21 protein-coding genes are annotated in these 20,465 nt (G+C 70.4%); 5 read left to right on the top strand and 16 right to left on the bottom strand.

Going from position 1 to position 20,465, the window contains the following annotated elements:
* Positions 1–76: 76 nt before the first annotated feature.
* The 6 genes from H976_RS0100305 to H976_RS0100280 all read right to left on the bottom strand — a co-directional run bounded on the left by H976_RS0100305 (position 77) and on the right by H976_RS0100280 (position 8,006).
* Positions 77–2,614: an ABC transporter permease gene (locus H976_RS0100305; protein ID WP_155917849.1), complete on the bottom strand. Its 2,538-nt coding sequence runs from the start codon at positions 2,612–2,614 to the stop codon at positions 77–79.
* A 10-nt stretch (positions 2,615–2,624) separates the two neighbouring features.
* Positions 2,625–3,401 (bottom strand): ABC transporter ATP-binding protein, encoded by a 777-nt coding sequence (locus H976_RS0100300; RefSeq protein ID WP_027859893.1) that lies wholly within the window; start codon positions 3,399–3,401, stop codon positions 2,625–2,627.
* A gap of 74 nt (positions 3,402–3,475) precedes the next feature.
* Positions 3,476–4,168 (bottom strand): SRPBCC family protein, encoded by a 693-nt coding sequence (locus H976_RS0100295; RefSeq protein ID WP_027859892.1) that lies wholly within the window; start codon positions 4,166–4,168, stop codon positions 3,476–3,478.
* A 4-nt stretch (positions 4,169–4,172) separates the two neighbouring features.
* Complete coding sequence (locus tag H976_RS0100290; protein WP_027859891.1) at positions 4,173–5,024, bottom strand: xanthine dehydrogenase family protein subunit M; 852 nt, start codon at positions 5,022–5,024, stop codon at positions 4,173–4,175.
* Positions 5,021–7,504, bottom strand: coding sequence for a xanthine dehydrogenase family protein molybdopterin-binding subunit (locus H976_RS0100285; protein ID WP_027859890.1), 2,484 nt, complete (start codon positions 7,502–7,504; stop codon positions 5,021–5,023). Before H976_RS0100285 ends, H976_RS0100290 begins: the two co-directional genes overlap by 4 nt.
* 1 nt (position 7,505) lies before the next feature.
* Positions 7,506–8,006: a (2Fe-2S)-binding protein gene (locus tag H976_RS0100280; protein WP_027859889.1), complete on the bottom strand. Its 501-nt coding sequence runs from the start codon at positions 8,004–8,006 to the stop codon at positions 7,506–7,508.
* 192 nt (positions 8,007–8,198) lie between these two features.
* Here H976_RS0100280 and H976_RS0100275 point away from each other — a divergent pair, with 192 nt between their 5' ends.
* A complete protein-coding gene (locus tag H976_RS0100275; RefSeq protein ID WP_027859888.1) occupies positions 8,199–8,921 on the top strand; it encodes a hypothetical protein in 723 nt (240 codons plus the stop codon).
* Here H976_RS0100275 and H976_RS0100270 read toward each other — a convergent pair.
* Positions 8,914–9,579, bottom strand: coding sequence for a VOC family protein (locus H976_RS0100270; RefSeq protein WP_027859887.1), 666 nt, complete (start codon positions 9,577–9,579; stop codon positions 8,914–8,916). The genes H976_RS0100275 and H976_RS0100270 overlap by 8 nt on opposite strands.
* Before the next feature lie 53 nt (positions 9,580–9,632).
* On the opposite strand from H976_RS0100270, the gene dapD reads away from it, so the two are divergent.
* Both dapD and H976_RS23750 read left to right on the top strand, forming a co-directional pair.
* Entirely contained in the window at positions 9,633–10,598 is a 966-nt protein-coding gene (dapD, locus tag H976_RS0100265; protein ID WP_081682555.1) for a 2,3,4,5-tetrahydropyridine-2,6-dicarboxylate N-succinyltransferase, read from the top strand.
* A gap of 16 nt (positions 10,599–10,614) precedes the next feature.
* Positions 10,615–11,457 carry a hypothetical protein gene (locus tag H976_RS23750; protein WP_051275838.1) on the top strand — a complete coding sequence of 281 codons (843 nt, stop codon included), beginning with the start codon at positions 10,615–10,617 and terminating at the stop codon, positions 11,455–11,457.
* A 112-nt stretch (positions 11,458–11,569) separates the two neighbouring features.
* On the opposite strand, the gene dapC is transcribed toward H976_RS23750, so the two are convergent.
* Together dapC and fdxA are read right to left on the bottom strand one after the other, a co-directional pair.
* Positions 11,570–12,667: a succinyldiaminopimelate transaminase gene (gene dapC, locus H976_RS0100255; RefSeq protein WP_027859885.1), complete on the bottom strand. Its 1,098-nt coding sequence runs from the start codon at positions 12,665–12,667 to the stop codon at positions 11,570–11,572.
* Positions 12,668–12,676: 9 nt separating this feature from the next.
* Positions 12,677–13,000 (bottom strand): ferredoxin, encoded by a 324-nt coding sequence (gene fdxA / locus H976_RS0100250; protein ID WP_027859884.1) that lies wholly within the window; start codon positions 12,998–13,000, stop codon positions 12,677–12,679.
* A gap of 57 nt (positions 13,001–13,057) precedes the next feature.
* Between fdxA and H976_RS23745 the strand changes: the two genes are divergently transcribed.
* Positions 13,058–14,065 (top strand): GNAT family N-acetyltransferase, encoded by a 1,008-nt coding sequence (locus H976_RS23745; RefSeq protein WP_155917847.1) that lies wholly within the window; start codon positions 13,058–13,060, stop codon positions 14,063–14,065.
* Between the two features lies 1 nt (position 14,066).
* Here the strand turns inward: H976_RS23745 and H976_RS0100240 are convergent, their stop codons facing one another.
* The 6 genes from H976_RS0100240 to H976_RS0100215 form a co-directional block, all read right to left on the bottom strand.
* Complete coding sequence (locus H976_RS0100240; RefSeq protein ID WP_027859882.1) at positions 14,067–14,567, bottom strand: NADPH-dependent FMN reductase; 501 nt, start codon at positions 14,565–14,567, stop codon at positions 14,067–14,069.
* 62 nt (positions 14,568–14,629) lie between these two features.
* On the bottom strand, positions 14,630–16,033 hold the full coding sequence (locus H976_RS0100235) for a VanW family protein (protein WP_196803905.1): 1,404 nt from the start codon (positions 16,031–16,033) through the stop codon (positions 14,630–14,632).
* Positions 16,027–16,374: a hypothetical protein gene (locus H976_RS0100230; RefSeq protein ID WP_155917845.1), complete on the bottom strand. Its 348-nt coding sequence runs from the start codon at positions 16,372–16,374 to the stop codon at positions 16,027–16,029. Before H976_RS0100230 ends, H976_RS0100235 begins: the two co-directional genes overlap by 7 nt.
* 5 nt (positions 16,375–16,379) lie before the next feature.
* Positions 16,380–17,285, bottom strand: coding sequence for an N-acetyl-1-D-myo-inositol-2-amino-2-deoxy-alpha-D-glucopyranoside deacetylase (gene mshB, locus H976_RS0100225; protein ID WP_036223851.1), 906 nt, complete (start codon positions 17,283–17,285; stop codon positions 16,380–16,382).
* A 24-nt stretch (positions 17,286–17,309) separates the two neighbouring features.
* Positions 17,310–17,582: a hypothetical protein gene (locus tag H976_RS0100220; RefSeq protein WP_036223848.1), complete on the bottom strand. Its 273-nt coding sequence runs from the start codon at positions 17,580–17,582 to the stop codon at positions 17,310–17,312.
* Entirely contained in the window at positions 17,582–17,980 is a 399-nt protein-coding gene (locus H976_RS0100215) for a (deoxy)nucleoside triphosphate pyrophosphohydrolase (protein ID WP_051275834.1), read from the bottom strand. Before H976_RS0100215 ends, H976_RS0100220 begins: the two co-directional genes overlap by 1 nt.
* A gap of 34 nt (positions 17,981–18,014) precedes the next feature.
* Between H976_RS0100215 and H976_RS0100210 the strand changes: the two genes are divergently transcribed.
* A complete protein-coding gene (locus tag H976_RS0100210) occupies positions 18,015–19,052 on the top strand; it encodes a hypothetical protein (protein ID WP_027859877.1) in 1,038 nt (345 codons plus the stop codon).
* Between the two features lie 10 nt (positions 19,053–19,062).
* Here the strand turns inward: H976_RS0100210 and H976_RS23740 are convergent, their stop codons facing one another.
* Positions 19,063–20,334 (bottom strand): lytic transglycosylase domain-containing protein, encoded by a 1,272-nt coding sequence (locus H976_RS23740; protein ID WP_051275832.1) that lies wholly within the window; start codon positions 20,332–20,334, stop codon positions 19,063–19,065.
* Between the last annotated feature and the right edge of the window lie 131 nt (positions 20,335–20,465).

Genomic DNA, 20,465 nt, shown 5'->3' with positions numbered 1-20,465 from the left:
TTCGTCAGGTCGTAGGCAGAAACCTAGCCAACGTAGCCCCCGAGCGGGGTTTAAGTTGCGAAGATTTCGAGACTCGTCACTCGGTTCCGATGGCTTTGAGCACGTTGAGACGGGCCGCGCGCCGAGCCGGGAACACGGCCGCGAGTACTCCCGCGGCAGCCGCCAGGAGCAGAAAGACGGCCAGCTGCAGCCACGGGATCGACAGCTCGGTCAGGCCGTCCTCCTCGAGCGCGGAGACCATCAGGCCTCCGAACAGCACCCCGAGAACCGTGCCCAGCACGCCGCCGAGGGCAGCGACTGCGACGGACTCGAGGCGGATCATGGTGCGTAGCTGACGGCGGCTGACGCCGACCGCCCGGAGCAGGCCGACCTCCCGGGTCCGCTCGATCACCGAGAGGCTGAGCGTGTTGATCACGCCCAGGATGGCGATGATCACCGAGAGCCCGAACAAGCCGTAGATCAGGTAGAGGAACTGGTTGATCTGCTTGCGCTGCTCGGCCGCGAAGCCCTCGGGGTCCTTCACGGTCACCGTGGGGAGGTCCTTGACCACTCCCTCGATGTCGTCACGCACGGCGTTGGTGCTGGCCGAGGGGTCCTTGGTCACCATCACCATCGCGTCCAGGGGCGCCAGGCCACCCTTCGCGAGGGTGTCGGGGGTGACCACGTAGTCGCCCGGCACGACCGGGTTGCTCGGGAACAGCGCCACCACCTTGAGCTTGAGGTCGCGGGCCTGGAACTTCATCGTGACCGTGTCGCCGATCCCGAAGCCCTTGGACTTCGCCTGGTTCTCGGCGATCGCGACGGTGCCCGGCCCCAGCTCGGCGAAGGAGCCAGCGACGGTGGGGACCGAGAACGCGATCCCGAACGCCTTCGGGTCGACGCCGACCGTCCAGGCGCTGCCACCGCCCTTGAGGTCGGGATAGGCGCTGCGCAGCTCGGTCACGCCGGAGACGCCGTCGATGCGGCGTACCTCGTCGGCGACGTCGGTCGAGAACGGCTGGCCGACGACGTTGGAGATGATGAACTGCGAGGTCAGCGACTTCTGGAGGGCGGCGTCGGTGCTGGCCGAGGCCGAGCTGCCGAAGATCGCCATCATCGACATCAGCGCCAGCCCGATCATCAGGGCACTGGCGGTGGCGCCGGTGCGGCGCGGGTTGCGCAGCGCGTTCTGGGCGGCCAACCGGCCGACGGTCCCGAACGTACGCCGGTAGAGCACCCCGAACAGGAGCAGCACGGGTCGCCCCAGGAACGCGCTCATCAGGAACACCCCGATCAGCACGAGGACGATTCCGCCGCCGATGCCGAGGAGGGCCGCGTTGCCGTCCCCGTTCAGGTTGACGCCGATCAGCACCGCTCCGACCGCCACCAGCCCGGTGCCGACGAAGACACGTCGCCGCATCGACGACTCCGGAAGCGCGACGTCGTCTCGCAGTGCCTCGATCGGAGCGATCCGGGAGGCCCGTCGAGCGGGGAACAGGGCCGCGATCGCGGTGACACCGACGCCCACGGCGTACGACCAGATCACCGCCTCCCAGGTCATCGGGAAGTCGGCCCGGCTCAGGTCGAGGCCGAACACGCCGAACAGCCAGCGCAGGCCGAGCGCGAGCAGGTACCCGACGCCGAGGCCGACGGTCGAGCCCAGCAGTCCCACCGCTGTTGCCTCGACCAGCACCGATCGGTTGACCTGCCTTCGCGAGGCACCCATGGCCCGCAGCAGCGCCAGCTCTCTGCTGCGTTGGGCGACCAGGATCGAGAAGGTGTTGAAGATGATGAAGATCCCCACGAACAGGGAGACCGCTGCGAAGACCAGCAGGAAGGTCTGCAGGAAGCCGAGGATCTTGTCGAGGCTCTCCTTGTTCTTCTCGACGTAGGAGTCACCCGTCTGCGCGACGACGCCCTCCGGCAGCACCTTCTGGGCCGCCTTGGCCAGCTCGCTCTGGGAGACACCCGGAGCCGCGTTCAGCGAGATCGAGCCGTAGACGTCCTTCCCGCCGAAGAAGCGCTCCTGCATGAAGCGGTCGTCGAAGACCGTCATGGTCGCGCCGTTGAGGCCACCCGACCCGAACTCGACCAGCCCGGTGATCTTGGCCTTCATCAGCGGCGGGCGACCCGAGGTCGCCAGCTCGACCTCGTCGCCGACGTCGAAGTGGCCCTTGTCGGCGGTGTCCACGTCGAGGGCGACCTGGTCCGCCCCGGTCGGGTACTCGCCCTTCGTCAGGCTGAGGATCGGCTTGCCGTTCAGGGAGTCGGCCTCGGTCGGGTTGATGGCCAGCCCGGGCGGGCCGTTGCCGCCGATGACCTTGCCGTCCTTGCCGATCACGAAGACGGTCTGGAGGGTGTTCTGCGGGCTCGCCGAGGCCACCTCGGGCAGGGCCTCGAGCTTCGGTACGACGCTGGCCGGGAAGGTGCGGTTGTCCTGGCCGGAGTCGAAGTCGTTGGCGCCCTTGTAGGCCACCTCCACGTCCGCCGTACTGCCCTCGATGATGTTGTCGAAGGCACCGCCCATGGCGTTGGTGAAGATCAGGGTGCCGGCCACGAACGCGACGCCGAGCACGATCGCGAACGCGGAGAGCAGCAGGCGCAGCTTGCGGGCGAAGAGGTTGCGCCAGGTCACGCGCCACACGTCAGGTGCCCTCGCCGGGCGGGGCGGGCTCGCGGGAAGCGAGCTCCTGCATCTTGTTGAGCACCTGGTCACGGTCGGGACTGCGCAGCTCGTCGACGATCTTGCCGTCGGCGAGGAACACCACCCGATCGGTGTACGCCGCTGCCACCGGGTCGTGGGTCACCATCACGATGGTCTGTCCGCTGTCGTCCACGCTCGAGCGGAGCAGCGTGAGCACCTCCGCCCCCGACTTGGAGTCGAGGTTGCCGGTGGGCTCGTCGGCGAACACGATGTGCGGCCGGCTCATCAGGGCCCGGGCCACGGCGACCCGCTGCTGCTGCCCACCGGAGAGCTGGTTGGGGCGGTGGTCGAGCCGGTCCCCGAGCTTCACGGTCGAGATGACGGACTCGTACCAGGCCGGCTCAGGCTTGCGGCCGGCGATCGACAGCGGCAGCAGGATGTTCTCGCCGGCGGACAGCGTCGGCACCAGGTTGAAGGACTGGAACACGAACCCGATCCGTTCGCGGCGCAGCTGGGTCAACTTCTTGTCCGAGAGGCTGCCGATCTCGGTGTCACCGACGAACACCTGCCCGGAGGTGGGGACGTCCAGCGCGGCGCAGCAGTGCATCAGGGTCGACTTGCCTGATCCCGAGGGCCCCATCACCGCGGTGAACTCGCCGCTCGCGATGTCCAGGCTGACCCCGTCGAGCGCGCGCACCTCGGCGTCGCCTGACCCGTACACCTTGGTCAGGTCGACCACCCGGGCCGCCACCGCCGTACCGCTGTCCACCACCGTCATGACACAACCGTGCCAGTCCGCGGGTGATACCGCACTCGGGTATGTCCCCGATCCACCCCAGGGTGTGGCTTTTGTCAGCGTCTGCGGAGCAATCGCCTCAGCACGAGCAGCACCACGACCACGCCGAGTGCCTGGCGCCAGTAGCTCTTCAGCAGCACCGGCAGGACCGTCGCGCCCAGGTCGAGGGCGTCGTCGGGTGCCGGCGGTGGTGGAGCAGCCGCTGCCGCCACCGGGGGCTCCATGGTTCTGACGTTGTCGGTCGGCGCGGCCCGCGGCGGGGCCTCCTCCTGCGTGGCGGCCTCCGCCGCAGCTGCCGCCTCGCTGCCGCTCGTGACCTTCTGCTCCAGGCAGGCGGTGAACTGCCCGAGCAGCTTGTCGCTGACGTCCTGCATCACCCCGCGACCGAACTGGGCCGGCTTGCCGGTGATGGCGAGGTCGGTGACCACCTCGACGCGGGTGCCGGTGCCGGCCTCGGTCATCGTGGCGGTGACGTGGGCGCCCGCGGTGCCGTTGCCGCGCTTGTCCTTGCCCTTGGCGTCGATCACCATCCGGTGGCTGGACTCGTCCTTCTCCACGAACGTGCCCGAACCGTTGTAGACGAGCGCGATCGGTCCCAGCTTCACCTTGCAGGAGCCCTGGAAGGTGTCGCCCTCGACCGAGGTGACCACGGCGCCCGGGAAGCAGGCAGCTACGGACTCGATGTCGTTGAAGGCGTTCCAGGTCTCGTCGATGCCGGCGGGAACGGTGAACTCGTGCGTGAGATCCAAGGGGTCAGCCTCCAGCCGCGGCGAGCACGGCACGTCGGGTCAGCACCGTGGCCAGGTGCCGGCGGTAGTCGGCGTCGCCGTTGAGGTCGGACGGCGGGTTGGCACCCTCGGCGGCCAGGTCGCACGCTTCGCGTACGCCGTCGACGGTGGCCTCCCGGCCGACCAGGGCCTGCTCGGTGGCACGGGCACGCAGCGCGGTCGAGCCCATGTTGACCAGGCCGATACGGGCCTCGCTGATGGTGCCGCCGTCGGTCTTCACGGCCGCCCCGACAGCCACGATCGGCCACTGGTGGGCCACCCGCACGAACTTCTGGTAGTTCGAGCCCCATCCGTCGTACTTCGGGATGCGGATGTGGGTGAGCAGCTCGTCCTCACCGACGGCGGTGGTGAACAGGTCCTCGAAGAAGTCGACCGCCGCCACGGTGCGCTCACCACCCTGCCCGGCGATCACCAGCTCACCGTCGAGGGCGAGCACCGGCGCTCCGCAGTCCCCGGCCGGGTCGGCGTGCACCAGGGCGCCACCGAGCGTGCCGCGGTGGCGGATCTGGGGGTCGGCGACCTCCGAGATGGCCTTGTGTAGCAGCCCGAGGCTGTTCTTGACGGCGTCGTTGGCGAGGATCTCGTAGTACGGCGCCATCGCCCCGATGACGATGCTGTCGCCGTCGTCGCGGATCTCCTTGAGGGTGTCGATGCCGCCGATGTCGACGAGCAGGTCGGGTGCGTTGAGCCGCATCCGGAGCACCGGCAGCAACGACTGCCCACCGGCGATCACCTTGGCGTCATCGCTCTGCGACAGCGCGGACAAGGCCTCCTCGACCGAGGTGGCGGCGAGGTAGTCGAACTTGGCGGGGATCACTGGCCCGCTCCGTCCGTGCGGTCTGTCTGGCCCTCGTGGCCGGTGGACTCGTCGAAGTGGGGTGCCGCGCCTCCCGTGGTCGGATCTGCGCCGCCGGCATCACCGGCATGGATGGCCCGCCAGACGCGTTCGGGGGTGCACGGCATCTGGATGTCGCTGACCCCGAAGGCGCGTACGGCGTCGACCACCGCGTTGACCACCGCCGGCGTGGAGGCGATCGTGCCCGCCTCGCCGACGCCCTTGGTGCCCAGGGTGTTGGTCAGCGACGGCGTGGTGTTGTGGTCCACGTCGAAGCTGATGGTGTCGGCTGCCGTCGGCACCAGGTAGTCGACGAACGACGCCGACACCAGGGTGCCCGACTCGTCGTGAACGGCCTCCTCGAACAGCGCCTGCGCGATGCCCTGCATCAGCCCGCCGTGCACCTGTCCGGCCACGATGAGCGGGTTGATCACATTGCCGATGTCGTCGACGCAGGTGTACTTGCGCATCTTCACCTGCCCGGTCTCGGTGTCCACCTCGACCGCGCACAGGTGGGTGCCGTGCGGGAAGTTGAAGTTCACCGGGTCGTAGGTGGCGTCGGAGTCCAGCGTCGGCTCGACCCCGTCGGGCAGGTCGTGCGCGGCGAAGGCAGCCATCGCGACCTCGGCCAGGGCGACGCCCTGGTCGGTGCCGCGGACGCCAAGCCGGCCTTCCTTGAACTCGATGTCGTCGACGTTGGCCTCGAGCATGTGCGCCGCGATCGGCTTGGCCTTCTCGATCACCTTGTCGGCCGCCTTGACCAGCGCCTCACCGCCGACCACCAGCGAGCGTGAGCCGTAGGTGTCCAGTCCCTTGTGGGAGACCTGGGTGTCGCCGTGCAGGATCTCGACGTCTTCGAAGCGCACCCCGAGCCGGTCGGCCACGATCTGGCTGAACGCGGTCTCGTGGCCCTGGCCGTGGGCGCTGGCGCCGGTGACCACCTCGACCGTGCCGGTGGGCAGCATCCGCACGCTCGCGTGCTCCCAGCCGCCTGCCCCGTAGTTGAGCTGGCCGAGCACCCGGCTCGGTGCCAGCCCGCACATCTCGGTGAAGGTCGAGACGCCGATGCCGAGCTGGACCGGGTCGTTCTCGTCGCGACGCCGCTTCTGCTCGGCCCGCAGCTCGTCGTACCCGAAGTTGGCCTTGGCCTTGGCCGTGGCCTCCTCGTAGTTGCCGGAGTCGTACTCGAGGCCCGCGACCGTGGTGAAGGGGAACTCCTCGTGCTTGATCCAGTTCTTCTCCCGGACCTCGAGGGGGTCGACGCCCAGCTCGACGGCCAGCTCGTCCATCAGCCGCTCGATGGCGTAGGTCGCCTCCGGCCGGCCGGCGCCCCGGTAGGCGTCGGTCCAGGTCTTGTTGGTCAGGACCGTCTGGCAGGCGAAGTGGTACGCCGGGAACTTGTAGATCGAGTTGAACATGAAGGCACCCAGCACCGGCACGCCACCGCCGACGATGGCGACGTGCGAGCCGAGGTCGGCCAACAGCTCGACCTTCAGACCGGTCACGCTGCCGTCCTTCTCGGCGGCGAGGGTGAGCTTCTGCCACTGGTCGCGACCGTGGTGGGCCGCCATCAGCGACTCGGAGCGGGTCTCGGTGTACTTGACCGGCTTGTGCACCTGACGTGCCACCCACCAGGCGGTCCACTCCTCGGGCGTGACCTGGAGCTTGCCGCCGAACCCGCCGCCGACGTCGGGTGCGATCACCCGGATCTTGGACTCGGGGACGCCGGTCGTCGCGGCCAGCGCGAACCGGAGGATGTGCGGGATCTGCGTGGCCGACCACATGGTCAGCTGCTCACCCGTGGGGTCGACGACGACGGAGCGGGGCTCCATGAACGCCGGGATCAGCCGCTGCTGGCGGTACTCCCGCTCGATGAGGATCCCGTCGGTGCGCGCCTTGGAGATGGCGTCCTCGACGTTGCCGCCGGTGCCGGCCTCGCCCGAGTCGAAGACCCAGAGGGCGCTCTTGTTGGTGCCGAGGTCGGGGTGGGCCAGCACCTTGTCCTCGGCCGCCTCCTTGAGGTCGAGGGCAGCGGGGAGCTCCTCGTAGTCGACGTCGACCAGCTCGGCGGCATCGCGTGCCTCGGCCGGCGTGCGGGCGACGACCACCGCCACGATCTCGCCGGCGAAGCTGACCCGGTCGGCCGGGATCGGCGGGTGGTCGGGGGCCACCTGGTCGGTGGTGATGGCCCAGGCGTTGATGAGCACCCCGGCGGACTCGTCGAGGTCCTTGCCGGTGTAGACGGCGACGACGTTGGTGGCCGCCTTGGCGGCGCTGGTGTCGATCGCGGTGATCTTGGCGTGCGCGAACGGGCTGCGCACCATCGCCATGTGCAGCATGCCCGGGAGCTGGATGTTGTCGGTCCAGCGGGTGCGGCCGGTGATCAGCCGCTGGTCCTCCTTGCGCCGGCGGTCGCGGCCGATCTCGGTCACGCTGGCCGGGGCGTCCTGGGTGGCAGTCATCTCAGGCCTCCACCTTCTCGGCTGCCGGCTGGGCCGTGGTGGCGCCGGCGGCAGCCGCTGCCTGCACGGCGCGGACGATGTTGTGGTAGCCGGTGCAGCGGCACAGGTTGCCCTCGAGCCCGTTGCGGATCTCGTCCTCGGACGGGTTCGGGTTGTCGTTGAGCAGGTCGACGGACTGCATGATCATGCCCGGCGTACAGAACCCGCACTGGAGGGCGTGGCACTCGTGGAACGCCTCCTGCATGGCGTGCAGGCTCCCGGGCTCGGCGAGGCCCTCGATTGTGGTCACCTCGTGGCCGTTGGCCTGGACGGCGAGCACGTTGCACGACTTCACGCTGCGTCCGTCGAGGTGGACGGTGCAGGCCCCGCAGTTGCTGGTGTCGCAACCGATCACGGTGCCGGTCTTGCCGAGCTTCTCGCGGAGGTACTGCACGAGCAGCATCCGCGGTTCGACGTCGTCGGAGACCTGGGCTCCGTCGACGGTGAGTTCGATCCTGGCCATGGGCGCGCTCCTAGGCTTGCCGAGGTGTCCGATGAGTGTGATGCCGCTCACGCTAGGCCGCCCCGGTTGGCCAAAGGTTGGCCGGTCTCCGGCTCCGGTCCTGCCTCTCGGTGAACGCCCGGCCCGCTGTCGTCGTGCTCCTCCTCGACACGGCACCGACTCCGCTGCCGCCTCCTATCGAAGGGCTGTTCCATGCATCTCCACTCCTCGCCGGCACCCGATCGCGGACTGCTGCGGATCGGCGTCGTCAGTGGCGTCCTCGGGGTCGTCACGGCGCTCGTCCAGTCGGCGATCGACCCTGCCTACTCCGATGATCCGACGAAGGCGATCGGGCAGGCGTCACTCAGCCACTTCCTCACGCTCTCGCGCGTGCTCGACATGACGGCGTTCCTCCTGCTGCTGGTCTCGGTCAGCGTCGTCACGACGGCGTTCCCGTCCGGGCGGGGCGCGAGCTGGGCTCGGCTGGCTCGCACGGCGTACGTCGTGTCGGCCACCGCCGGGGCGATCGCCACCATGCTCGTCGGGAGCCTCCCCGACGTAGCGTCGTCCTGGGCCGACGCGACTCCTGCACTCAAGCCGGGATACGTCGCTGCCTACGACGCGCTCGGCAACGTCAGTGGGGGGATCTTCTCGGTCTCGTGGGCGGCCCTGGGCCTGTTCGGCCTTGTCTTCGCGGTGGCCGCCTTCCGTAGCGAGCAGTTCTCCAACCTGTTGGCCGGGGTCTCCGCGACGAGCGGCGTCGCGCTGGTGGGCGCGGTCGTGATCGGCGTCGGTCTGCACGTGCCGGTCGCCTTCGTGCTGCTGATCCTCGGGCTGGTGCTGTCCTACGTGGTGATCGTCGCCTCGGGCGTCCGGACGTGGCGGGTCGCGGCAGCAGCCGACACCAGGTCAGCGGCCCACGAGGAGGTCAGCTGAAGACGCAGAACTCGTTGCCCTCGGGGTCGGCCAGCACGGTCCAGCGCGGCCGGTCCCACAGGTGCGTCGCTCCCTTGGCGAGGAGCTCGTCGACATCGCCGTACACGTCCCAGTGGATGCGGTTCTTGACCGTCTTGGGCTCGGGCACGGTGTCGAAGACCACCAGCTCGAAGGGCATGCCGGGCACCTTCTCGATCCACCAGTACGAGCGGTCCTGGTTGAGCGGCTCGACCTCGAAGACGTCGGCCCACCAGCGGGCGAGCCGCTCGCCGTCGGCGGCGTCGACGCACATCTCGTAGAGCTTGTACGCCGGGACCTCGTCCCGCACGAACGCGCACAGCTCCCCACCCTCCGGGTCGAGCAGCACCGTCCAGGGGTCGTCCGGGTTGTCGTAGCCCGGTGCCTCGGTGGCACCCAGGGCCAGCAGCGTGTCGACCGAGTCGACGTGGACGTCGAGGTGCACGCGGTGCTTGACCGACTTCGCTTCGGGCACCGGACACAGCGCGATGCCCTGTCCTTCGAGATCGCCGACCAGGTCGCCGGGGTCGTCGGGCGCCGAGCCGCGGACGTAGGGCACCCCGATGGCCGCGGACCAGAACTCCCCCATCACGGCCGGGTCGCCGTGCACGTCCATGCACAGCTCCTTGAACCTCGTCACACGCCACTCCTCCCGTGCCCGGAACGCCTGTGTGGCCCCGGTAGCCTGCAGGCATGTCCCAGCAGACTCCTGACTCAACCCTGCCCCAAAACCCGCGGGCCTGGGGACACGGCCTCGCCACCGTCGCTGAGGACGGCACCGTCCTCGACACCTGGTACCCCGCACCGCAGCTCGGGAACCCAGCCGGTGAGTCGGCTCCGGAGTCGCTGGCGACGCTGGCCCAGAAGTACGCCGAGCGCCGGGTGCACACCGATGTCGTCACCGTCTCGATCGACCTCTCGGCGCCGCCGGCGGACGCAAGCGACGCGTACCTGCGCCTGCACCTGCTCAGCCACCGGCTCGTCCGGCCCCGCGAGGTGAACATCGAGGGCATCTTCGGTGTCCTCGCCAACGTCGTGTGGACCAACCACGGTCCGTGTGCAGTGGCCGGCTTCGAGGACGTGCGGCTGGCGCTGCGCGCGCTCGGCCCGGTGCAGGTCTTCGGGGTCGACAAGTTCCCCCGGATGACCGACTACGTGCTGCCCACCGGCGTACGGATCGCCGACGCCGACCGGGTGCGTCTCGGCGCCCACCTCGCCGAGGGCACCACGGTGATGCACGAGGGGTTCGTGAACTACAACGCCGGCACGCTCGGGGCCTCCATGGTCGAGGGCCGGATCAGTGCGGGGGTCGTCGTCGGCGACGGCTCGGACATCGGTGGCGGCGCCTCGATCATGGGCACCCTGTCGGGCGGCGGCAAGGAGGTCATCTCCATCGGCGAGCGCTGCCTGCTCGGTGCCAATGCCGGCATCGGGATCTCGCTCGGCAACGACTGCGTCGTCGAGGCCGGCTGCTACGTGACGGCGGGGACCAAGGTCACCATCAGGGACATCGACTCCAAGCCCAAGGTGGTCAAGGCCGGTGAGCTCTCCGGTGCCGACAACGTCCTGTTCCGCCGCAACTCGGTGACCGGCACGATCGAGGCCCAGCCCTGGAACCGCGACGGCGTCAGCCTGAACGCGGCCCTGCACAGCAACTGATGCGCGCCCCTTCCCCATGAAGTTCCGGTACCTCGTCTTCGCCGTCGTCCTCGCGGTCGTCGCGGGCGTCGGCATCGCGTTCTGGCGCGGCTCCGGTCCCCTGCCGGACCCGGAGGGATGCTCGGTCACCCTCAACGGCCACCAGGTCGACCTCTCCACCGAGCAGGCGGAGAACGCGACCCTGATCGCCGCCATCGGGATCAGGCGCGGCCTGCCGGCACGAGCGGTGTCCATCGCCCTGGCGACGGCGATCCAGGAGAGCAAGCTCAGCAACCTCGACCACGGCGACCGCGACTCACTGGGCCTCTTCCAGCAGCGGCCGTCGATGGGCTGGGGCACGGCCCGGCAGGTGCAGGACCCCTACTACGCGACCAACGCCTTCTACGACGCGCTGGTCAAGGTGGCCGACTACGAGACGATGCCGATCACCCAGGCGGCGCAGAAGGTGCAGCGCTCTGCCTTCCCGGACGCCTACGGAGCCCACGAGATCGACGCCCGCTCCCTCGCCTCGGTGCTCACCGGCTACAGCCAGGGTGGGCTGTTCACCTGCGTGGTGCACGACAGCGACGCCCGCGGCAGTGGCGACAAGGTGATCCGCCAGGTCGAGCGCGCCTTCGGCAACCTCGACATCAGGCGCACCGGGTCGCGCCAGGACGTCGCCCTCACCGTCGACGACAGCGAGGCCGGTCGGCGACTCGGCTGGTCGGTCTCCCAGTTCGTGCTCGCGCACGGCGTACGCCTCCATCCCCAGGGGGTCGCCTACGCCGGCAAGCAGTGGCACGTCGGCCGCGCCTCCGAGGACGGCTGGAAGTCCGGCGGCGGCGAGGGTGTCACCCGCGTCCGCGTCTCGATGGGCTAGGGGCTGCTCCTCGCATTTCAGGCGGGGCTGGCAGGGAGAGCTGGGGGCTGGCGGGCGAAGTACTGCCTGCCATGCCGTGGTTTCCCCGGACGTCCGGGGAAACCCGGACCCGCTACCGCAGGCGGTCCGCGGCGGCCGCGATGCGCTCGTCGGTGGCGGTGAAGGCGACGCGTACGTGGCGGTCGCCGGCGCGGCCGTAGAAGGATCCCGGGGCGACCAGCACGCCGCGGTCGGCCAGCCAGGCGACGGTGTCCCGGCAGGGTTCGTCGCGGGTGGCCCAGAGGTAGAGCGAGGCCTCCGAGTGGTCGATCCGGAAGCCGGCCGACTCGAGCGTCCCCCTCAGCGTCGTACGACGGGCGGCGTAGCGGGCGTGCTGCTCCTCGACGTGCGCATCGTCGTCGAGTGCTGCGACCATGGCTCGCTGCTGTGGCCCGGGCATCATCAGCCCGAGGTTCTTGCGCACCGCGAGCAGCTCGCCGACCACCGCCGGGTCGCCGGCCACGAACGCGCACCGGTAGCCGGCGAGGTTGGACCGCTTGGACAACGAGTGCACCGAGAGGATCCCCTCGAGCGAGCCGCCGTTGATGTCCGGGTGGAGGACGGAGACCGGCTCGGCCTCCCAGGCGCACTCGAGGTAGCACTCGTCGGAGACCAGCAGTGCCCCACGCTCACGGCACCAGTCGACCACCTTGCGCAGGTGGTCGGGCGGCAGCACCCGGCCGGTCGGGTTGGACGGTGAGTTGAGCCAGACCAGCGCGGGGGTGCGCGGGCCGACCGAGGTCAGCGAGTCGGTGGCGATCGCCTCCGCGCCCACCAGGGCGGCGCCGACCTCGTAGGTCGGGTAGGCCAGCGTCGGGTAGACGACCAGGTCCCCGGCACCCAGCCCCAGCTGGGTCGGCAGTCCGGCGATCAGCTCCTTGGAGCCGACCGTCGGCAGCACGCCGTCGAGGCCGAGCCCGGTGACGCCGAAGCGTCGGGACAGCCAGTCGATGCAGGCCTGCCGTGTCTCGGGCAGGCCGATGGTGACCGGGTATCCCGGCGAGTCGGTCGCCTCACGCAGGGCCTGCTGGACGACCTCGGGAGTCGCGTCGACCGGCGTACCGATCGAGAGGTCGACGATCCCCCCGGGATGGGCGCGCGCCTTCTCGGCGTACGGCGTGAGCTGGTCCCACGGGAAGTCCGGGAGGCGGGACGAGACGCGCTCGGGCAAAGGGGCGGGTCAGTCCTGCGGCTGCGGCGGGAGGGCCTCGATCAGCGGGTGGTCCTTGTCGATCTCACCCATCTTGGCCGCGCCGCCGGGCGAGCCGAGGTCGTCGAAGAAGTGCACGTTGGCGTCGTAGTAGTCCTTCCACTCCGCCGGAGTGTCGTCCTCGTAGTAGATGGCCTCGACAGGGCACACCGGTTCGCAGGCACCGCAGTCCACGCACTCGTCGGGGTGGATGTAGAGCATCCGCTTGCCCTCGTAGATGCAGTCGACAGGACATTCGTCGACGCACGCACGGTCCTTCAGGTCGACGCAAGGCTGGGCGATGACGTAGGTCACCTGAATCCTCCTACGGGTTCGGTCCGGTGCGGGCTGAGCCCAGCCTAGTATCCCACCGTGAGCGGCGATGAGGTGCCCGAGGATCGATACGGGAACTCACCCCTCCTCGGCCCCCACGTGGTCGGCCAGCGGGTCGTCGTACGCCGCCTGGTGCGCGGCGAGACCGGTCCGACGGGCGGTCCCGCGATGACCGACGTGCTGGGTGTCTGCGAGTCCTGGGCCGACGGCGTCGTGGTTGTACGCCGGGAGCAGGGCGACGTGGTCACCATCGACACGGCCGACATCGTCTCGGGCAAGCCGGTGCCTCCCCGACCCACGCGCTACCGGCACCTCGACCCGGTCACGGCCGACCGGTTGGCCCTTCCGGGGTGGCAGCCGGTGGAGTCCGAGCCACTCGGGGACTGGGTGCTGCGGGCTTCGGGCGGGTTCTCCTCGCGGGGCAACTCGGTGCTCGCGCTCGGCGATCCGGGGCTGCCGCTGTCGGAGGCGGTCGAGCACGTGGCCGGGTGGTACCGGACGCGAGGTCTCGAGCCACGGGCCCACGTGCACCTCGACGGCGACATCGCGCCCGCGTTCGCCGACGCCGGCTGGACGAGCTACGACCCCACGCTGCTGATGCTGGCCGGGGTGTCCCGGGTGCTGCGCCGGCTGGGCCGCCCGCCGGGTGTCGAGGTCGAGCACCACGGCAGGGTCGACGACGCCTGGCTGGCCAGCGACGGACGCGCCGCCCGCTACGGCGAGGCGGCCAGGCAGGTGCTGGCGACCGGCGAGGTCACGCTGGCGACGGTGCGCGACGAGCACGGCCAGGTGCTGGCCCGCGGTCGTGGCGCCAGCCACGGCGACTGGGTCGGGGTCTCCTCGCTCTGGACCCGCGAGGACGTGCGTCGTACGGGCCTGGGCAGCGCGGTGCTCCGGTCCCTCCTGGAGTGGGGATCAGAGCGCGGTGCGACGACGACCTACCTCCAGGTGGTGCTGGCGAACGTCACCGCCCAGGAGCTTTACCAGGCCCACGGCTACGAGGTGCACCACCGCTACGACTACCTGGTCCTGGATCTCGGCCCGTGACCTACGCACGACCCACCTCCGGGAGCCGGACGTGCCGACGCGCGGCGGCGAGCCAGGACTCGTAGGCCGCCGGGTCGTCGAAGGCGGAGTCGACGACGTAGAGCCCGCGCACCGGCACGCTCCCCCCGATCTCGGTGAGCACCGGACGCAGGGTCAGCTCCGGTGCAAGGGCGTGAGCCGGTCCGGCGCCGAGCATGAAGGGGACGGCTACCCCGCTGAGGCCGTCGGTGGCGAACCGGTCGAGGAAGAGCTTGAGCAGCCCGGTGTAGGTGCCCTTGTAGGTCGGCGAGGCGACGACCACCAGGTCGGCCTCACCGACCAGCCTGACCAGCTCGGCGACCTCCGGGTCGGACCAGTCGAGCAGGGCCGGACCGAGATCGGCCAGGTCGACGACGAGGTCGGGTTCGCTGCCGGCGAGCTCGGTGGCCAGCCAGGTGGCTGCGGACAGCGTGCGCGACTGCGCCTTGGGGTTGCCGACGACGACGGCGACGCGCGTTAACATCCCTTATTTATATCAGATTAATAGTCTTTGCTTACGGCGGGTACGAGGGTCGGTATCGGTGGTCAGCCGTCGCGCGGCTTCGGCTTCTTCTCCGGCTTCGGCGGCGCACCACACCGGACCGTGGCGGCCGCGATGTAGTCGGTGTGGAACTTCTCCTTGCGCAGCACCTTGCCAGATCCCAGCGGGTGGAAGGTGCGGAAGACGTTGACGCTGAACCCCGGGGAGCCGATGGCCTCCTCGCAGTCCTCGGCCTGCAGGTAGCGCACCTGCGGGGAGCGGTAGTCGGTGCGCGGGCCGTTGCTGCTGGTGATCCGCCAGCGCTTGGTGGAGTACATCGACACCGTCGCCGCACCCTCGGTGCTCGGCGTCGACCTGCGCACGTGGGCCTTGATCAGCACGCCGTAGGGCGTGGTGTTGGTGAACTTCAGGTCCGCTGTCGGCCACGCCACGGTCGCCTCGCGGCCCTCGGGGTAGCGGTCGATGTAGACCGAGTGCGGCTTGTGCTCGACGTCCTCGAGCCCGGCGAAGTAGATCGCGTTGAAGGTCGTGGTCGCGATCTGCGAGACGCCACCGCCGAGGTCCTTGCGGAAGAGGCCGTCGGAGATGACGTAGCCCTCGGTGAAGCCGTTGGCCTTGGTGCGCTCCCCCACGGTGTCGTTGAGGCTGAACGTCTGGCCGGGCTGGAGCACGGTGCCGTCGATCAGCTCGGCAGCTCGCGGCAGGTTGACGTTGCGGTACTCCGCGTAGGGGAAGTGCGTGGTGAAGGTGCTGACCCGCTCGGTGATCCCGAGCGCCCGGGCGTCGGCCGTGGTGAAGGCCGGCTGGGAGGTCGTCCTGCCCTTCAGCCTGAGCACGCGCTCGGCTCCCCGACGTACGGCGACGTCGGCGAAGTGCTCCTCGATCTCGGCCGGATCGACCTCGACGCCGACCTTGGCCGGCACCACCCGGGGCTTGCCCCGGCGGACCACGAACCGGGCGTCCTCGGGTTCCTGGCCGACCTCGCGCATCACCGGGGCCAACGCCTCGAGCATCAGCTCGCCGTCGACCCTGGGCTCCAGCCGGCCGTCCACCTCCTCCATGGACAGCCCGGCGGAGAACAGCCGAGGTGGGGCGACCACCGTGCGTCCGGCGAGCACGAACGTCACGGGACCCGAGACGGCCGGCCGGCCGAAGTCGGCGAGTGCCTGCCGGACCTCCTCGTCGCCGATGTCGGGCTGCTTGGTCTCGGTGGGCAGCTTGTGCGACCCACCGCGGAGGAGCTGTCGCTCCAGGAGGTTCTGGGTGGCGGTGCGGGAAACCACGGTCCCGGGCTGGCCGACGACGGGGAGCGCGCGGCCGCCCTCGAAGGAGACGGTGCCCTCGCGCGGAGCCTGTCCGAGGCCGGCGTCGAGGTCCTCGATCGTCCCCTGCAACCTCGACTGGTCGACGTCGACCACCGCGTGGTGGTCCCCGCCTCCCGTCACCACGTCCCACATCCGCGACGGACCGAACCCCGACCCACCGCCGGCCTCCCGGATCGAGGCCGCGTGTCGATGCTCAACCCAGCCTTGGTCGGGTCGACGTCCACCGTGCGTCCGTCGCCGTAGCTGACCGAGATGGGTCGGGAGGTGCGCGTCTCGAGCTCGGCCCGCAGCTTCCTCTCGGCGGCGGCCGGGGTGAGGCCGCCGATGCCGACGCCCTCGACCGCGGCGTTGCGGGGCGCCTTGTCGCCGGTGTGCAGACAGATGCCACCCCAGGCCACGCCCCCGGCCAGCACCAGGCCCAGGACCGTGAAGCCGGCCACCTTGGCGCCCAGCTGGTCGGCCACCGAGGTCACGCGAGTCCGGCGAACAGGTCCGTCTCGAGCCCCCCTGGCTCGTCGGGTGCCGGGGTGCCCTTGGCGATGCGGAAGAACTCGGTGCCCCAGATCTCGTTGCCCTTGTTGTTCGCCAGCGCGAAGAACGGGCCGTCGACGGCGATCTGGGTGGCGTGGGCGCGCATCGCGTCCATCTTGGCGCCGACGTAGTCGTCGGCCTCGACGAGCGCGGTGAGGTCCTCGTCGTCGACCATGAACTTTGGCAGGTCTCCGTCGGGGTCCATGCCCTCGAAGGTGGTGGTGTCACCCGCGTCGCGCAGGTCGCGAAGGCCCTGCCGCACCCGGCTGGCCGACATCGCTCCCCAGTAGATCTTGGCGATCTCGTGGGCCTCGCCGAGGTCGCGACGGAAGGACGGCACGGCCGCCAGCGACGCGGCGTACGTCGCGACGCGGTGGGCCTGGATGTGGTCGGGGTGCCCGTAGCCGCCGAAGTCGTCGTAGGTGACCAGGACCTGCGGGCGCACTTCGCGGATCACCTCGACGAGGTGGCTGGAGGCTTCGAGGAGGTCGGCGCTCCAGAAGGCGTTGGCGTGCACGTCGTCGGCCGGGATGGCGTAGCCCTCGGCGTGCCACTGCATCCCCGAGTCGCGGTAGCGCTTGAAGCCGCCGAGGTAGCGGTGGTCGGTCACCCCCAGGGCCTTCATCGCGTTGTCGAGCTCGATCTTGCGCTGGTCGGCGAGGGTGTCGTCCTGGTCGGCGGCCATGTGCGTCAGCTCGGGCACCAGGATCTCGCCCATCTCACCGCCGGTGCAGGTGACCAGCGTGACGCCGACCCCCTCCGCGACGTAGCGCGCCATGGTGGCGCCCTGACCGATGCTCTCGTCGTCCGGGTGGGCGTGCACGAGGAGCAGGTGCTTGTCCATGCCGGTGATCCTAGAGGCGAGCACCTACAGGTCTCGTTTGACCCTTCTGGGGGCGGTGGGCAGCACGAGCGGGGCGGTCGGGGGCGGTGGCTCGTCGGGCTCCAGCCACCCGTCGTACTCCTCGACGAGCAGCTCCAGCATCACGACCGGGGCGTCGCTGGAGACCACCCACGGGTGGCCTTCGTCGTCGTCCTCCCCGGCGAACGGCTCGCGCTCGCAGGAGGCGTCGAAGCCGTCGCGCAGCAGCCGGGCCACGACCGCGCCGGCGTGGTCCTCGTCGAAGAAGACGCCGCGCATCAGCGCTCGCCCATCAGGTCGCGCAGTGGATCCAGGAACGGTACGTCGGCCCCGGCCCAGGTGACCTCGTCGAGCTCGTCGGACTGCAACCAGCGCACGGCGTCGTGCTCGTGCGGGACCGGGTCCCCGTCGGCCAACCGCGCCAGCACGACGCGCAGCGCGAGGTCGTGCGCGATCGGCGAAGTGCCGTCCAGGAGCCCGGTCACCTCGACCGTGCAGCCGAGCTCCTCGACGATCTCCCTGACGGCGGCGGCCTCGAGCGACTCCCCGGCCTCGACCTTGCCGCCGGGGAGCTCCCAGAGCCCGGCCAAGGCGGGCGGACGGGCGCGACGGGCGGCGAGCACGCGACCCTCCTCGAGGATGGCGACACCCACCACTGTCCTGGCCAGCTCCTGCATGCGGCCAATGTAGGGGGACGTCTACGTTGGGGCCGTGAGCCCGGACCCGTCGAGCATCCACCTGCGGCGTACCGACGAGAACGCGGCCGACATCGACGAGGCCGTCGAGCGGTTCGGCCGCCGGGTCGGGATCGCGGGGGTGCTCGCCCACCTCAACCGGAAGGCCGAGAAGGCCCGGGTCCCGGGGCGCGCGGTCGACCACGGCTTCCGGTGGAACGCCGGCGACGAGGCCACCGAGCGGTGGTGGCCACAGGGCATCACCACCTCGGCCGACGCCAGCGACACCGAGGACATCGACGGGCGACGGCTGCTGATGACGAGCTGGTACTCCAAGACCGTGCGCGGTGAGAACCGCGGCAGCCGCGTCAGCGTGGTCGACATCGACACGCTCGAGTACCGCCACGTGCTGCTCGTGGTGCCCGAGCGGGCCAGGAACGGCGCTGTACAGCTGAAGCCGCTGCTCGTGCACGCCGGCGGGCTGGTCTGGTGCGGGCCCTACCTGCACGTGGCCGGCACCCGGCGCGGCCTGTTCAGCTGCCTGGCCGACGACATCATCCGGGTGGACTCGACCGAGGACACCTTCGGCTACCGGTTCGTGCTGCCGGTCCGGTTCGCCTACGACGCGGCCGCGAGCGAGGGTGTGGAGGCGATGCGCTACTCGTTCCTCTCCCTCGACCGGGGTGCGCAGCCACCACAGCTGGTGGCGGGCGAGTACGGCCGGGCCGAGATGACCAAGCGCCTCGTGCGCTACCCGCTCGACCCCGAGACGCGCCACCTGGCCGCGCACGAGGACGGGACGTCACGCCCGGTGTCGCTCGACGATCGTGGGCTCGGGCACATGCAGGGCGCCGCCGTGGTGGGCGACACCTACTACGTCACCTCGAGCCGCGGGCGCTACCGCCTCGGTCACCTGCACGTCGGTGAACCGGGAAGCTTCCGCACCTTCCCCCGTGCGCTGCCCGTCGGACCCGAGGACATCTCCTACTGGCCCTCGACCGATCTGCTCTGGTCGCTCTCGGAGTATCCCGGCCGCAGATACGTCTTCGCCATGCGCCGCAGCCAGTTCGACTGACCGACCGGTCTCAGGGGGTCGGGCTGGTCGCCGGCACCGGGACCAGCAGTCCGGTCTCGAGGTCGAACTGGTAGCCGTCAGGAGCCGTGCAGGTCTCCGGAGAGACGACTGGCTCGTCCTGGGTGACGGGCGCCTCCGTGGTCGGCTCGTCGGTCGGGACCGGGCAGACGGGCAGCGGTGTCGGGTCGGCGGGTGTGGGATCGGCCGGCGGGTTCGCCGGCGTCGGGTCGGCCGGCGGGCTCGCCGGGGTGGGGTCGACGGGCGTTGGGTCGGCCGGGGTCGGGTCCGGTGCCGTCGTGGCGGGTGCGGACGGCGTGCTGGCCGGAGGCGCGGTCGTGCCGGGTGATGACGGCGTGGTGGACGAGGACGGCGTGGACGGTGTGGTCGGGGTGGCCGACGGGGATCCCGGCCTGGTCACCGGCACCGCGGGGCTCGCCGGCTCGGCTGCCGTCGTGGTCGATGCGGGGGCCGGCGTACGCGTGGAGGTTGCGGCCAGCGACTGCGGCCCGGTCATCGGGACGTCGAGCGCGGCCACGAACGGCACCGCACCGCTGCCCTCGAGGTCGGCGTTGTCGAAGACCGACTTCCAGGCGAGCACCGCCCGGAGGTAGGCGTCGGACTGGTTGTAGGAGAGGACCGCTTGCTTCAACCCGGCCGCCGTGGAGAGGTCGCGACCGTCGGCGCACAGGTAGGCCATCGCCGCACCGGCGGAGTCGTAGATGTTCTGCGGGTCCCGGACCCCGTCACCGTCCATGTCGAGGCCGACGACCCGCCAGCTCGCCGGGATGATCTGCATCGGGCCGAGCGCCCGGTCCCACTTGGTGTTGTGGTCCCAGTGGCCGGCGTCGGTGTCCTGGACGGCGCGGTAGGTGGTGCCGTCGAGGACCGGGCCCAGGATTTCCGGACTGACGCGGTGGGCGGAGTCGAGGGTGTGGCCGGCCAGGTTGCCCGACTCGACCTGTCCGATGGCAGCGAGCACGGGTGTGGTCAGGTGGCACTGGGCCGGGGAGACGGCGACCGCGAGGGTGTACGCCGCGAGCACGTCGGCCGTCAGGTCCTCCGTCGGCGCGATGGCCGCCGATCCGGCCCAGCCGCGGCTGTTGAGCGCAGCGGCACTGGGCACCACGACCGGAGCCTCCGGGGCGACCGTCATGCTGGCGGGCTGGAGCAGGGGGGTCTGGAGCGGCTCGAGCCGCGATCCTGCGAGCTGCGCAGCCGGGCCGCCCGGCGCCCAGAACAGGGCGCTGAGCAGCAGGACTGCGAGGCCGAACTTGGCCTTCATGATTCCGAGACTCCCCCTCCACGCAAACGGGCGTCGAGTGCTTCTCGGTACGCCCGTCCGGAAAGTGTCGGCCAGCATCCGCAGGGAGACCAGCCGGAACCCCCAACTGACCCGAAACGAGTCCAGGCCGT

The organism is Marmoricola sp. URHB0036, from assembly GCF_000426045.1.
GTDB lineage: Bacteria > Actinomycetota > Actinomycetes > Propionibacteriales > Nocardioidaceae > Marmoricola.
Note: the sequence above shows the minus strand (reverse complement) of the source record. Positions and strands in the feature narration are given on the sequence as shown.